At 63.5% G+C, this 12,327-nt stretch carries 14 protein-coding genes; 8 read left to right on the forward strand and 6 right to left on the reverse strand.

Annotated elements, in window-relative coordinates:
* Positions 1-39: 39 nt before the first annotated feature.
* Complete coding sequence (locus CKW35_RS14945; protein ID WP_095116240.1) at positions 40-897, reverse strand: SDR family oxidoreductase; 858 nt, start codon at positions 895-897, stop codon at positions 40-42.
* 191 nt (positions 898-1,088) lie between these two features.
* On the opposite strand from CKW35_RS14945, the gene exbB reads away from it, so the two are divergent.
* The 6 genes from exbB to CKW35_RS14975 all read left to right on the forward strand — a co-directional run bounded on the left by exbB (position 1,089) and on the right by CKW35_RS14975 (position 7,802).
* Complete coding sequence (gene exbB, locus CKW35_RS14950; RefSeq protein ID WP_024717847.1) at positions 1,089-2,057, forward strand: tonB-system energizer ExbB; 969 nt, start codon at positions 1,089-1,091, stop codon at positions 2,055-2,057.
* Positions 2,058-2,060: 3 nt separating this feature from the next.
* On the forward strand, positions 2,061-2,489 hold the full coding sequence (exbD, locus tag CKW35_RS14955) for a TonB system transport protein ExbD (protein ID WP_003253367.1): 429 nt from the start codon (positions 2,061-2,063) through the stop codon (positions 2,487-2,489).
* Complete coding sequence (locus tag CKW35_RS14960; RefSeq protein WP_016489831.1) at positions 2,486-3,217, forward strand: energy transducer TonB; 732 nt, start codon at positions 2,486-2,488, stop codon at positions 3,215-3,217. Before exbD ends, CKW35_RS14960 begins: the two co-directional genes overlap by 4 nt.
* Before the next feature lie 94 nt (positions 3,218-3,311).
* A complete protein-coding gene (locus tag CKW35_RS14965; protein ID WP_016489832.1) occupies positions 3,312-4,238 on the forward strand; it encodes a hydrogen peroxide-inducible genes activator in 927 nt (308 codons plus the stop codon).
* Between the two features lie 3 nt (positions 4,239-4,241).
* Positions 4,242-6,320, forward strand: coding sequence for an ATP-dependent DNA helicase RecG (recG, locus tag CKW35_RS14970; protein ID WP_016489833.1), 2,079 nt, complete (start codon positions 4,242-4,244; stop codon positions 6,318-6,320).
* A gap of 78 nt (positions 6,321-6,398) precedes the next feature.
* Positions 6,399-7,802 carry an aminoacyl-tRNA deacylase and HDOD domain-containing protein gene (locus tag CKW35_RS14975; protein WP_060519709.1) on the forward strand — a complete coding sequence of 468 codons (1,404 nt, stop codon included), beginning with the start codon at positions 6,399-6,401 and terminating at the stop codon, positions 7,800-7,802.
* A 73-nt stretch (positions 7,803-7,875) separates the two neighbouring features.
* On the opposite strand, the gene CKW35_RS14980 is transcribed toward CKW35_RS14975, so the two are convergent.
* The 4 genes from CKW35_RS14980 to CKW35_RS14995 form a co-directional block, all read right to left on the reverse strand.
* The gene (locus CKW35_RS14980; protein ID WP_016502241.1) at positions 7,876-8,250 is read right to left on the reverse strand and encodes an SCP2 sterol-binding domain-containing protein; all 375 of its coding nucleotides are present in this window, start codon (positions 8,248-8,250) and stop codon (positions 7,876-7,878) included.
* A 147-nt stretch (positions 8,251-8,397) separates the two neighbouring features.
* Complete coding sequence (locus tag CKW35_RS14985; protein WP_016502242.1) at positions 8,398-8,703, reverse strand: HU family DNA-binding protein; 306 nt, start codon at positions 8,701-8,703, stop codon at positions 8,398-8,400.
* A gap of 187 nt (positions 8,704-8,890) precedes the next feature.
* Positions 8,891-10,039 (reverse strand): NAD(P)/FAD-dependent oxidoreductase, encoded by a 1,149-nt coding sequence (locus CKW35_RS14990; protein ID WP_095116242.1) that lies wholly within the window; start codon positions 10,037-10,039, stop codon positions 8,891-8,893.
* A gap of 16 nt (positions 10,040-10,055) precedes the next feature.
* Positions 10,056-10,223 (reverse strand): rubredoxin, encoded by a 168-nt coding sequence (locus tag CKW35_RS14995; protein ID WP_016489838.1) that lies wholly within the window; start codon positions 10,221-10,223, stop codon positions 10,056-10,058.
* A gap of 128 nt (positions 10,224-10,351) precedes the next feature.
* On the opposite strand from CKW35_RS14995, the gene CKW35_RS15000 reads away from it, so the two are divergent.
* Together CKW35_RS15000 and ubiA are read left to right on the forward strand one after the other, a co-directional pair.
* Complete coding sequence (locus CKW35_RS15000; protein WP_023046969.1) at positions 10,352-10,909, forward strand: chorismate lyase; 558 nt, start codon at positions 10,352-10,354, stop codon at positions 10,907-10,909.
* A complete protein-coding gene (ubiA, locus tag CKW35_RS15005; protein WP_016489840.1) occupies positions 10,909-11,805 on the forward strand; it encodes a 4-hydroxybenzoate octaprenyltransferase in 897 nt (298 codons plus the stop codon). Before CKW35_RS15000 ends, ubiA begins: the two co-directional genes overlap by 1 nt.
* Before the next feature lie 113 nt (positions 11,806-11,918).
* On the opposite strand, the gene CKW35_RS15010 is transcribed toward ubiA, so the two are convergent.
* Entirely contained in the window at positions 11,919-12,290 is a 372-nt protein-coding gene (locus tag CKW35_RS15010; RefSeq protein WP_016489841.1) for a hypothetical protein, read from the reverse strand.
* Positions 12,291-12,327 lie beyond the last annotated feature (37 nt).

Here is a 12,327-nt window from a genome sequence, read left to right on the forward strand (position 1 = left end):
CCTGTGGGAGCGGGTTTACCCGCGAAGAGGCCGGTAAATTCAACGCCCTCCTTTCAGGATGGCTGCATACCCTTCCTTGTAGCTTGGGTACTCCGGTGCCCAGCCCAGCGCCCGGGCCCGGGCGTTGCTGCAGCGCTTGCTGCCAGTACGCCGAACCCGCTGCTCATCGGACCACTCGGTAACCCCCATGTATGCCCGCAGCCAGGCCACCACGTCGGCCAGGGGCGCCGGGTCGTCATCAACGCCAATGTAGTAGTCGTCCAGCACCTTGCCATCCGCATCGGCCTGCAGCAGAAACGCCAACAGGCTGGCGGCATCTTCGGCATGAATGCGGTTGCCATACAGCGGCGGCTCTTCGGCCACACGGTAACCCTGGCGCACCTGGCTCAACAGCCACTCGCGGCCTGGGCCATAGATGCCGGTCAGGCGCACCACGCTCGCCGGGATACCACTGGCCAGCGCCAGCCGTTCAGCCTCCAGCATCACACGCCCGGAATAACCTTCGGGCTCTGTGGCTGCGCCTTCCTCGACCCACTCGCCGTCCTTCTGCGCATACACGCTGCTGCTGGAGACGAACAACAGGCGACGGGGGCGCTGGCCTCGCTCGGCCAGCCAGGCCAGCACATGGCGCAAGCCATCCACATAAGCCGCCTGGTAACCGGCCTCGTCGTGCTGGCTGGCCGCCACGCAGTACACCAGATAATCCAGCGTGCCCTGTGGCCAGGCTTGCGGGATCGACGGTTCGGCCAGGTCCGCGGCAACCGGTTGAACGCCCGCAGGCAGCTGCCCGACAGCGCGGCGCAAGCCGCTTACCTGCCAGCCTTTACCCAGCATTTGCAGGGCCAGACGCCCACCTACATCACCACAACCCACCACCATCACGGAAAGGTCTGACATCTCTGAACTCCCTAGACCAATTGATCAGCCCACCCACGCTACACGATGGATGGCTAGACCATAGGCGAAAAAAGCAACAAGATTACTTTTGTTAACAAGAATTACTTGCAATAATGGCCGCCAATTTGTTCTCGGCCTACCTCGAGGCCTTGGAGAACGCTCACTTTATTTCTTCATCAGGTCCGGCCAGCATGACACGTATTCAACCTTCCGCTTCGCCAACCCCGTCGCGCGCCTGGCGCGCCATCGCCGCGCTGACACTCAGCCTGGTGCTGGCCCCGGTGGCCATGGCCGATGAGCCAACCGCCAACGCCGCCGCGCCTGCTGCTGCCACTGCCCCGGCCGCACCTGCTGCTGCCCCGGCTGCCGATGCGCAGGCTCCTGCTGCCAACGCTGCTGCTTCACCGGCTGCGGTAGACCCGAACGTTGAGGCGCTGGTTGAAGACACCTCGCTGGGCATGGCCCACGACCTGTCCCCATGGGGCATGTACAAAAACGCCGATATCGTGGTCAAGATCGTCATGATCGGCCTGGCCATCGCCTCCATCATTACCTGGACCATCTGGATCGCCAAAGGCTTCGAGCTGATGGGCGCCAAACGTCGCCTGCGTGGCGAAATCGCCCAGCTGAAGAAATCCACCACCCTGAAAGACGCGAGCGAAGTCTCCAACAAGGAAGGTACCCTGGCCCATACCCTGGTCCACGATGCCCTCGAAGAGATGCGCCTGTCGGCCAACGCCCGCGAAAAAGAAGGTATCAAGGAACGCGTCAGCTTCCGTCTGGAGCGCCTGGTGCACGCCAGCGGCCGCACCATGAGCAGCGGCACCGGCGTGCTCGCCACCATCGGCTCCACCGCGCCTTTCGTCGGTCTGTTCGGTACCGTGTGGGGCATCATGAACAGCTTCATCGGCATCGCCAAGACCCAGACCACCAACCTGGCGGTGGTTGCCCCAGGTATCGCCGAAGCCCTGCTGGCCACCGCCCTGGGCCTGGTCGCTGCAATCCCGGCTGTGGTCATCTACAACGTCTTCGCCCGCTCCATCGCTGGCTACAAGGCCCAGGTGTCCGACGCCTCCGCTCAGGTACTGCTGCTGGTCAGCCGTGACCTGGACCACCAGGGCAGCGAGCGCGCCGCCCCGCACATGGTGAAAGTGGGGTAAGCCATGGGCCTGCATCTCAACGAAGGTGGCGACGACCTCGCCGAAAACCACGAAATCAACGTTACGCCGTTCATCGACGTGATGTTGGTGCTGCTGATCATCTTCATGGTCGCTGCCCCCTTGGCCACGGTCGACATCAAGGTCGACCTGCCGGCTTCAACCGCCAAGCCGGCGCCCAGGCCCGAGAAACCGGTGTTCGTCAGCGTCAAGGCCGACCAGAAGCTGTACGTCGGCGACGATCAGGTTGCGGCGCCCGACCAGCTTGGCCCGATGCTCGACGCCAAGACCAAGGGTGACAAGGAAACCACCATCTTCTTCCAGGCTGACAAAGGCGTGGATTACGGCGACCTGATGGAAGTGATGAACAACATGCGGGCGGCCGGCTACCTCAAGGTCGGTCTGGTAGGTCTCGAGACGGCAGCCAAGAAATGACGAAAACGCGCTCAAACATGGCGCGCTACGGTGGCAGCCTGGCGATCGTGCTGGGCGTGCACGTGGTCGCCGTGCTGCTGACGCTCAACTGGTCGGTGCCTCAGGCCATCGAGCTGCCCCCGGCAGCGATGATGGTGGAGCTGGCACCGTTACCGGAGCCTGCGCCACCACCACCACCGAAAGCGGCTCCGCAGCCACCGGCACCGGTCGAAGAACCGCCGTTGCCCAAGCTGGCGGAAGCACCCAAGCCCAAGATCGCCATCCCCAAGCCGCCCAAGCCGAAGGCCAAGCCCCAGCCGCCGAAGCCCGAGAAAAAGCCTGAGCCGCCTAAGGAAGCGCCACCTACCGAGCAAACGGTAGACGCACCGCCCAGCAATACGCCACCGCAGAAGTCCGCGGCACCGGCGCCGAGCATTGCGTCCAACAGCAACGCCTTGCCAACCTGGCAGAGCGACCTGCTGCGCCACCTGGCCAAGTACAAGCGCTACCCGGAAGACGCGCGCCGTCGCGGCTTGCAAGGCATCAACCGCCTGCGCTTCGTGGTCGACGCCGAAGGCAAGGTCGTGTCGTACTCCATGGCAGGTGGGTCGGGCAGTGCCGCACTGGACCGGGCAACCCTTGAAATGATCCGTCGGGCCGGCACGGTACCCAAGCCGCCACCCGAGTTGCTGAACAATGGCACGATCGAAGTCGTGGCACCGTTCGTCTACTCGCTGGACCGCCGCTAAGACTTTTGCTTCTGTCACAAATCGGCAAGTCTGATAACGTGCGTCTATCGATTGCAGCCGCTATGCTGGGCCCGCAACTTCATGGACGCACGTTATGACCCTCACAGAATTACGCTACATCGTCACACTCGCCCAGGAACAGCATTTCGGCCATGCCGCCGAACGCTGCCATGTGAGCCAGCCGACCCTGTCGGTCGGTGTGAAGAAGCTCGAGGATGAGCTTGGCGTTCTGATCTTCGAGCGCAGCAAAAGCGCGGTACGCCTGACCCCCGTCGGCGAGAGCATTGTCGCCCAGGCACAGAAGGTACTGGAGCAGGCCCAGGGCATCCGCGAGCTGGCCCAGGCCGGCAAGAACCAGCTGACTGCCCCGCTCAAGGTCGGTGCCATCTATACCGTCGGCCCGTACCTGTTCCCGCACCTGATTCCGCAACTGCATCGCGTAGCGCCGCAGATGCCGCTGTACATCGAAGAAAACTTCACCCACGTACTGCGTGAAAAGCTGCGTAACGGCGAGCTGGACGCAGTGATCATCGCCCTGCCGTTCAACGAAGCCGATGTGCTGACCCTGCCGCTGTACGATGAGCCGTTCTGCGCCCTGATGCCCGCCGACCACCCATGGACGGCGAAAAAGACCATCGACACCGCCATGCTCAACGACAAGAGCCTGCTGTTGCTTGGTGAGGGCCACTGCTTCCGCGACCAGGTACTGGAAGCCTGCCCTACCCTGAACAAGGGGGGCGAAGGCGCCAGGCACACCACCGTCGAGTCCAGCTCGCTGGAAACCATCCGCCACATGGTGGCGTCGGGCCTTGGCGTGTCGATCCTGCCGCTGTCGGCGGTGCACAGCCACCACTATGCACCTGGGGTCATCGAAGTTCGCCCACTGACGGCACCGGCACCGTTCCGTACCGTGGCCATCGCCTGGCGCGCCAGCTTCCCGCGGCCAAAGGCCATCGAGATCCTCGCCGACTCGATCCGCCTGTGCTCGGTCGCCAAAGCCCCTGCGGAACAAACGGCCTGAGTCATGAGTGAGCTGTCGAAGGTCCCGGTCACGGTACTCAAGGGCGTTGGCGAGGCCATGGCGGAAAAACTCGCCAAGGTCGGCCTGGAGAACCTGCAGGATGTGCTGTTCCACCTGCCCCTGCGCTACCAGGACCGCACCCGTGTGGTGCCGATCGGCCAATTGCGCCCAGGGCAGGATGCCGTGATCGAGGGCGTGGTCAGCGGCGCCGACGTGACCATGGGCAAGCGACGCAGCCTGGTGGTGCGCCTGGGTGACGGCACCGGCGTGCTGAGCCTGCGCTTTTACCACTTCAGCAACGCGCAGAAGGAAGGCCTGAAACGTGGCACCCACCTGCGCTGCTACGGCGAAGCCCGCCCCGGTGCCTCGGGCCTGGAAATCTACCACCCGGAGTACCGCGCACTGAATGGTGACGAGCCGCCGCCACCGGTGGAACAGACCCTGACGCCGATCTACCCGTCCACCGAAGGCCTCACCCAGCAACGCCTGCGCCTGTTGTGCCAGCAGAGCCTGGGCCTGCTTGGCCCGCGCAGCCTGCCCGACTGGCTGCCTGACGAGCTGGCCCGGGACTACCAATTGGCGCCGCTGGACGATGCCATCCGTTACCTGCACAACCCGCCGGCCGACGCCGACCTTGATGAACTTGCCGAAGGCCAGCACTGGGCCCAGCACCGCCTGGCCTTTGAAGAGCTGCTGACCCACCAGTTGTCGCAGCAACGCCTGCGCGAGAGCCTGCGCAGCCTGCGGGCGCCGGTGCTGCCCAAGGCCACGCGCCTGCAGGCGCAGTACCTGGCAAACCTGGGCTTTCAGCCTACCGGCGCACAGCAGCGCGTGGCCAACGAAATTGCCTACGACCTCAGCCAGCACGAGCCAATGATGCGCCTGGTACAGGGCGATGTCGGTGCCGGCAAGACCGTGGTTGCCGCCCTGGCAGCACTGCAAGGGCTGGAAGCGGGCTATCAGGTGGCACTGATGGCGCCCACCGAGATCCTCGCCGAACAGCACTTCATCACCTTCAAGCGCTGGCTCGAACCGCTGGGCATCGAAGTGGCCTGGCTGGCCGGCAAGCTCAAAGGCAAGGCCCGGGCCAGCGCCCTGGAGCAGATCGCCAACGGTGCGCCCATGGTGGTCGGCACCCACGCGCTGTTCCAGGAAGAAGTGAAGTTCAAGCATCTGGCCCTGGCGATCATCGACGAGCAGCACCGTTTTGGCGTGCAGCAACGCCTGGCCCTGCGCAAGAAAGGCGTGGCAGGCGAATTGTGCCCGCACCAGCTGATCATGACCGCCACCCCTATTCCGCGCACCTTGGCCATGAGCGCCTACGCCGACCTGGACACCTCGGTGCTCGACGAATTACCCCCTGGACGCACGCCGGTAAACACCGTGCTGGTAGCCGACAGCCGCCGCTTCGAGGTGGTCGAACGGGTTCGCGCCGCCTGCGCCGAGGGGCGTCAGGCCTACTGGGTGTGCACCCTGATCGAAGAATCCGAAGAGCTGACCTGCCAGGCCGCCGAAAGCACCTATGAAGAACTCGGCAGCGCCTTGGGCGAATTGCGTGTGGGCCTGATCCACGGCCGCATGAAGCCTGCGGAAAAAGCCGAAATCATGGCCCAGTTCAAGGCCGGCGAATTGCAGCTGCTGGTCGCGACCACGGTCATCGAAGTCGGCGTGGACGTCCCCAACGCCAGCCTGATGATCATCGAAAACCCAGAACGTCTGGGCCTGGCCCAGTTGCACCAGCTGCGCGGCCGGGTTGGCCGGGGCAGTGCCGTCAGCCATTGCGTGCTGTTGTACCACCCGCCACTGTCGCAGATTGGCCGCGAACGCTTAGGGATCATGCGCGAGACCAACGACGGCTTCATCATTGCCGAGAAAGACCTCGAACTGCGCGGCCCCGGCGAAATGCTGGGTACACGCCAAACCGGCCTGCTGCAATTCAAGGTCGCCGACCTGATGCGCGATGCCGACCTGTTACCGGCTGTGCGCGATGCCGCCCAGGCCCTGGTGGCCCGCTGGCCGGACCATGTCAGCCCGCTGCTCGACCGCTGGCTGCGCCATGGCCAGCAATATGGCCAAGTGTGACGCTAGTCCCAGAATGGATCCAGATTTGCTCGCAGGCTGGTTATACTTCGCGTTTAAAAGAATCAGTGGATACGGACCATGACTGAAGTTGCCCTGGACACCGCAACCCCACACGCCCCCTCTGTTATCAGGCTGCTGCTCGACAAGGTCGGCGTCGTCTACCGTGAGGTGGTCGAACACCCGCACCTGCCTGCGGCCTCCCGGGTCCAGGCGGTGCTTCTCGACGACGAGGTCGGCGCACTCATGGTGCTGTTCCCGCAGAGCCAACTGCTGGACCTCAACCGCCTGGCCGAGCTGACCGGGCGCAAGCTCACCGCCGTGTCGGTGCCGCGCCTCAAGCAAATGCTCGACAAGCACCAGCTGAAGGCCCTGCCCGCCATTCCTGCGCTGACCAGCTCACCGTGCCAGTACGAAAAGAGCCTGCTCGACGCCGAGACTGTGTACATCCAGTCTGGTGAAGTCGGCCTGCTGCTAGAGATTGAGCACGCCCACTTCAAGCGCATGCTGGCCAAGGCCAGCGCCAGCAGCTTCGGCCAGGAGGTCGAGGCCATCAGCCCCAACCTCGACCGCCCCCATGACGACACCCTGGAAATCACCAATGCCGTTCAGGCGTTCACCGCCCGACGCATCCAGAAGCGTCTGGAAGAAACCATCGAGATTCCGCCGCTGGCCGATACCGCGCAGAAGATCATCAAGCTGCGGGTAGACCCCAACGCGAGCATCGATGACATCACCGGCGTGGTCGAAACCGACCCGGCGCTGGCGGCGCAGGTAGTCAGCTGGGCGGCGTCGCCCTACTACGCTTCGCCGGGCAAGATCCGCTCGGTGGAGGACGCCATCGTGCGCGTGCTGGGTTTCGACCTGGTGATCAACCTGGCCTTGGGCCTGGCCTTGGGCAAGACCTTGAGCCTGCCGAAAGACCAGCCGCAACAGGCCACACCCTACTGGCAGCAGTCGATCTACACTGCCGCGATCATCGAAGGCCTGACCCGCGCCATGCCTCGGGCAGAACGCCCCGAAGCCGGGCTGACCTACCTGGCCGGGCTGCTGCACAACTTCGGTTACCTGCTGCTGGCGCACGTGTTCCCGCCGCACTTCTCGCTGATTTGCCGCCACCTGGAGGTGAACCCGCACCTGAACCACACCTATGTGGAACAGCACCTGCTAGGCATCAGCCGCGAACAGATCGGTGCCTGGCTGATGAAGCTGTGGGACATGCCCGAAGAGCTGTCGACCGCGCTGCGCTTCCAGCACGACCCGGCGTACGACGGCGAGTATTCGGCGTTCCCCAACCTGGTGTGCCTGGCGACCCGCCTGTTGCGTACACGAGGGATTGGCTCCGGGCCGCAGGAAGAGATTCCTGACGAGTTGCTGGAGCGCCTGGGGATTACCCGGGACAAGGCCGAGGATGTGGTGAACAAGGTGCTCGAGGCCGAGAACCTGCTGCGCGAGCTGGCTTCGCAGTTTCACGCACCGCACTGATATCGCGAGGGGCCGCTTTGCGGCCCAATCGCCGGCAAGCCAGCGAATGGGCTGCGCAGCAGCCCCGGCAATTTCAGCCTTTCTTCTTCGGTTTCAGGTATTTCATCAAGCCTTGGAACCACATCACCAGCGCCGGGTTGCCCTTGATCTGGATGTTCTTGTCCTGAATCCCCTGCATGAACGCCAACTGCTTGTTGCCCGCCTGCATCGTGGCGTAGCCGTAGGCAGCGTCCTTGAAGGCGATGGCGAAGGCCGGCTGCGGATGTGCGCCGCCCTTGCTGCTGATGCGCTCGTTGTTGACGACGAAGTGCCGGGCAACCTTGCCGTCCAGGGTCTGCATCTGGAACACCAGGTCCTTGCCCTTGAGCTGCTGCTGGAATGCCGGGTTGTTACGGCTGGCCCTGGCCATCAAAAGCCCCATGGCCCAGAGAAGAAAGCGGAACTTCATCGACACGCCTCGATGTAAAAGTGACTAAGTTTCGCACTTTATCCTCTTAACGACCATTTTATGCAAGTTCACAGCAGTTACTGCGTGTAAAGCACAACGGGCGCCATGAAGGCGCCCGTTCGGGATCAACGATTCGTCAGCGGAAGCTTACTTTTTCTTGGCGGCCTTGGCTGGCGCGGCCGGTGGATTGACGCTGTCCTTGAGGTTCTTGCCTGGCTTGAAGGCCACGGTGTTACTGGCTTTGATCTTGACCGGCTCACCGGTTTGCGGGTTTTTGCCGGTACGCGCGCCGCGATGACGTTTTTCGAAGGTGCCGAAACCGACCAGGGTCACCGTGTCCTTGTCCAGGGCACCGGTGATGCTGTCGAGAATCGCGTTCAACACCTGATTGGCCTTTTCCTTGGTCAGATCAGCCTTATCGGCGATGACGGCGGCGAGTTCTGGTTTGCGCATAGTGAAGCCTCTTTGACGGAATTCTTGTTGTTATGCCGTGCTGCCTTTGGGAGCAGCGCTCAAGGCACCGCAGGCTCTAATCTGCGGCAGACGGAAGTGAGAATGGCACGTGCTCAGGGGCCGCGCCAGTATCAGGCCGGCCATTGTGCAGGCAACAACAGGATAAATCCGACAGAACGCCCTCTATTTACGCCATTACCGGTGGCAACTGGCGATTCAGTGCCAGCTTGTCCATGACGGCTGTCCCGGTCAGGGCATAACCCAGCAATTCGCCGTCAGCCCCGTGGCAGAGCACCTTGAGGTCACTGCCCTGCCCCTCCACCTGCCAAGTACCATCGTGCCCCAAGGGCGGCGGCGATACCACCAAAGGGCAGGCCGGGGTCTTGACGGTGATAGGCATCGGCCCGTAGGCCACCGCTGTCAGCTTGCCGGCCAGGGTTTGCGCCAGCGCCCGGGCACAGCTCATCAGCGGCATCACGTAGAGCAGGTTGATGCCATCGACCTCGGCACAATCGCCAAGGGCGAAGATGTTGGCGTGGGATGTACGTAATTCGCGGTCTACGCTGACGCCACGATGGGTCTGCAAGCCGGCCGCGGCGGCCAGGTCGATGCGGGGGCGCAGGCCAATGGCCGAAACGACCAGGTCGCAGGCAATCACGCTGCCATCCGACAGGTGTGCCTCCAGGCCGTGGTCCACCTGGTGCAAGCGGGTCAGCACGGGCCCCAGGTGGAAGTGTACACCCAGGCCTTCGAGCCCGCCCTGCACCGCCGCCGCAGCGGCCGGGTGCAGCAGGGTCGGCATGATCTGTTCGCACGGCGCCACCACGTCGACCTGGAAGCCCCCCAAGCTCATGTCGTTGGCGAATTCGCAGCCGATCAGGCCGGCACCGAGGATCAGCACACGTTGTTTGCCGACGGCGGCGGTACGGAAGCGTGCGTAGTCTTCCAGGTCGTTGATCGGGAACACCAGATGGCTGCCATCGCCTTCTATCGGCACCTGCACGGTCTGCGCCCCCCAGGCCAGCACCAGGTCGCGGTACTCCACAGCCTCTTCGCCGATCCACAGGCGCTTGTGGCCTGGGTCGATGCCGCTGATGCGGGTATGGGTACGAACCTCGGCATTCAGTTGCTCGGCCATGGCACCCGGCTCGGCCATGCACAGGCCGTCGGCGTCTTTCTGCTTGGCAAAGCCCATGGAGAGCATGGGCTTGGAGTAGGAGCGACCATCGTCGGCGGTGATCAGCAGCAGCGGCGTCTGCGCATCGAGCTTGCGAAATTCACGGGCCAGGTTGTAGCCCGCCAGGCCGGTGCCGATGATTACCACAGGGGACGTCATGTCGTGCTTTCCTCGATTAGCCGATGGAGATCATTTCAAAGTCGCTTTTGCCCACGCCACAGTCGGGGCACAGCCAGTCTTCAGGCACATCTTCCCAACGGGTGCCGGGGGCGATGCCGTCGTCGGGCCAGCCTTCGGCTTCGTCGTAGACCAGGCCACAGACAATACATTGCCACTTTTTCATCAGGTCTTTTCCTCGTTAGAACTCAGGCTTTATCTGGCGGGTCTTTGGCCCTGCTTCAGCCATTATGCAAGCAGTCGGGGCAATCATGCTAAGCTCGCCGCCTCATTGGTTGTAACAAGCAGACCGACGTGTCGTACGAATCCCCGCAAGCAGCCGCTGTCGCGTGGCTGCCGTATTCACAGCTGGCGACCGACTTCGACCAGCCTACCCTTGACTGGTTGTTCGACGAGGGTTCGCTGACCCGCCGCCTGACCCGCCTGTCCTTTGATCACTTCTCCGTCACCCCGCTGTTCGAGGGCTGGCAACCGCTGCGCGACGATGAATGCCAAGCGCTGGGCATTGCCGCCGGCGCCGAAGGCTGGGTGCGCGAGGTGTACCTGCGCGGCCATGGCCAGCCTTGGGTGTTCGCCCGCAGTGTCGCCAGCCGCAGCGCCCTGGAGCGCGGCGGGCTGGACCTGGAAACCCTCGGCAGCCGCTCGCTGGGCGAGCTGCTGTTCTGCGACCAAGCGTTCATCCGCCACCCGATCGAAGTGTGCAGCTACCCACAGGCGTGGCTGCCGGCCGACGCCGCCCATGCAGCACTTTGGGGGCGCCGCTCGCGCTTTGAACGAGACGGCCTGGACCTGCTGGTGGCAGAAGTGTTCCTGCCGGCCTTGTGGCAAGCGGCCAGGGAGGAAAACCGCTGATGTACATGCAACTGCTGAAGTCACTGAACCGCCTGCACCCACGGGCCTGGGACTTCGTCCAGCTCAGCCGCATGGACCGGCCGATCGGTATCTACCTGCTGCTGTGGCCGACCCTGTCGGCGGTGTGGATTGCCGGCAACGGTGCTCCCACCCTGGCCAACGTGCTGATCTTCGGCCTTGGCGTAGTGCTGATGCGGGCCGCGGGCTGCTGCATCAACGACTTTGCCGACCGCAAGGTGGACGGCCACGTCAAACGCACCGCCGACCGGCCGCTGGCCAGCGGCCGGGTCAAGCCGCGCGAGGCGCTGGCCCTGTTTGCGATCCTGGTCGGGGTAAGCTTCCTGCTGGTGCTATGCACCAACAGCCGCACGGTGTGGCTGTCGTTTGGCGCGGTGGCGCTGGCGTCCTGCTACCCATTCATGAAGCGCTACACCTATTACCCGCAGGTGGTGCTGGGCGCGGCGTATTCCTGGGGCATTCCCATGGCCTTCACCGCCGCAGGGAGCGAGTTGCCGGCCAGCGCCTGGCTGCTGTACATCGCCAACCTGCTGTGGACGGTGGGTTACGACACCTATTACGCCATGGTCGACCGCGATGACGACCTGAAGATTGGCGTAAAGTCGACCGCGATCCTGTTCGGCGAAGCCGACCGGGCGATCATCCTCACCTTGCAGATGCTGTCGCTAGGTTGCCTGTTACTTGCGGGTAGCCGCTTCGAACTGGGGGGCTGGTTCCACCTGGGGTTGCTGGGTGCGGCGGCGTGCTTTGCGTGGGAGTACTGGTCGACGCGCAAGCTGGACCGCGAGTCGTGCTTCAAAGCGTTTTTGCACAACCACTGGGCGGGGTTGCTGGTGTTCATCGGGGTAGTGCTGGACTACACACTGCGTCAAGGCTGATGGCCCTATCGCCGGCAAGCCAGCCTCCACAGGTACAGCGCTGCCTGCGAGGCTGCACAAAAACCGGGGGAGCTGGCTTGCCGGCCATGGGCCGCACAGCGGCCCCGGCAATATCAAGGCTTGGCGATATGCCAGACGTCTTTCACGCCATCACCGGTCTTGTCACCGGCCTTCGTGTCCTTGATGAAGGTATACAGCGGCTTGCCGTCGTAGGCCCACTGCATTGCACCATCGTCACGCGTTACGTGGGTCCATTTGTCCTTCGGTGCTTCGTCTTCTTTCTTGACCAGCAACGGTGGCCAGTTTTTGGCGCACGCGTCATTGCACATCGACTTGCCGCCCGCATCCTTGTCAAAGGTGTACAGCGTCATGCCGGCATGATCGACCCACATGCCGTCCTTCTCCATGGCATGGTGGGCCGACGCCACCCCCGGGAGCGCCAGCGCAGTGAAAAGGGCCATCCAGCTCAGCGTTTGTCGTGTCATTGGATTCACCATTGTTTCTGGGGGAATTAGGTTCGGG

Source organism: Pseudomonas sp. Irchel 3F3, from assembly GCF_900187545.1.
GTDB classification, from domain to species: Bacteria; Pseudomonadota; Gammaproteobacteria; order Pseudomonadales; family Pseudomonadaceae; genus Aquipseudomonas; species Aquipseudomonas fortuita.

Excerpts from the sequence above, each read along its gene's own strand:
- CKW35_RS14945 (WP_095116240.1), bottom strand. The coding sequence starts at position 897 with ATGTCAGACCTTTCCGTGATGGTGGTGGGTTGTGGTGATGTAGGTGGG.
- exbB (WP_024717847.1), top strand. The coding sequence starts at position 1,089 with ATGACACGTATTCAACCTTCCGCTTCGCCAACCCCGTCGCGCGCCTGG.
- exbD (WP_003253367.1), top strand. The coding sequence starts at position 2,061 with ATGGGCCTGCATCTCAACGAAGGTGGCGACGACCTCGCCGAAAACCAC.
- CKW35_RS14960 (WP_016489831.1), top strand. The coding sequence starts at position 2,486 with ATGACGAAAACGCGCTCAAACATGGCGCGCTACGGTGGCAGCCTGGCG.
- CKW35_RS14965 (WP_016489832.1), top strand. The coding sequence starts at position 3,312 with ATGACCCTCACAGAATTACGCTACATCGTCACACTCGCCCAGGAACAG.
- recG (WP_016489833.1), top strand. The coding sequence starts at position 4,242 with ATGAGTGAGCTGTCGAAGGTCCCGGTCACGGTACTCAAGGGCGTTGGC.
- CKW35_RS14975 (WP_060519709.1), top strand. The coding sequence starts at position 6,399 with ATGACTGAAGTTGCCCTGGACACCGCAACCCCACACGCCCCCTCTGTT.
- CKW35_RS14980 (WP_016502241.1), bottom strand. The coding sequence starts at position 8,250 with ATGAAGTTCCGCTTTCTTCTCTGGGCCATGGGGCTTTTGATGGCCAGG.
- CKW35_RS14985 (WP_016502242.1), bottom strand. The coding sequence starts at position 8,703 with ATGCGCAAACCAGAACTCGCCGCCGTCATCGCCGATAAGGCTGATCTG.
- CKW35_RS14990 (WP_095116242.1), bottom strand. The coding sequence starts at position 10,039 with ATGACGTCCCCTGTGGTAATCATCGGCACCGGCCTGGCGGGCTACAAC.
- CKW35_RS14995 (WP_016489838.1), bottom strand. The coding sequence starts at position 10,223 with ATGAAAAAGTGGCAATGTATTGTCTGTGGCCTGGTCTACGACGAAGCC.
- ubiA (WP_016489840.1), top strand. The coding sequence starts at position 10,909 with ATGTACATGCAACTGCTGAAGTCACTGAACCGCCTGCACCCACGGGCC.
- CKW35_RS15010 (WP_016489841.1), bottom strand. The coding sequence starts at position 12,290 with ATGACACGACAAACGCTGAGCTGGATGGCCCTTTTCACTGCGCTGGCG.